1 protein-coding gene is annotated in these 556 nt (G+C 39.4%); it reads right to left on the bottom strand.

Translation table 11 applies throughout. The features are described 5' to 3' along the window. Positions 1-556: HD-GYP domain-containing protein (locus R7040_RS29010; protein WP_318097974.1), on the bottom strand; the 556-nt coding region annotated here is incomplete at both ends.

Raw genomic sequence — 556 nt, 5'->3', positions numbered from 1 at the left:
CATAAACTTGATCAGGATATTAAGGTTTTCTTCTTTATATAGGTGTTTACAGTTTTTATATAAATGAGAAAGGGCGGTGTATGGGATTTTCTGTTCTGAAGCGATCGGTGTATGGCACAAATTATCAAATGCATTTGCCACTATGACTATTTGAGCCAATTCATCAATTTCATCCCCTTTAAGGCTCTCAGGATAACCGGAGCCATCTCTTAACTCATGATGCTGAGCAATCACGGTTTTAGCTGGTTCAGGAAAACCTTCGATCTGATTCGCGAGATCCAAACCATATTTAGTATGTAACTTTAGGTAGTTGGTTTCTGGCTCGGTTAATGGCACTTGCTTTCTTAATATAGCGGTAGGGATTTTGATCTTACCCATATCATGAAACAGTGCAGCGAAAGAGAGCTCTTTTAGTTGCTTGGCAGAATACCCTTTCGCACGCCCAATCATCATGGCAATAACCGCAACGTTTAGAGAATGGAAATAGATATCTTCAAATTCGTTTTTGCCGTTCATTAGATGAAGCGTGACATTATCATCGCACATCAACTTCTCA

Source organism: Vibrio sp. 1069 (assembly GCF_033340555.1).
The sequence above is the reverse complement of the archived record's forward strand: the minus strand, read 5'-3'. Positions and strand labels throughout refer to the sequence as shown.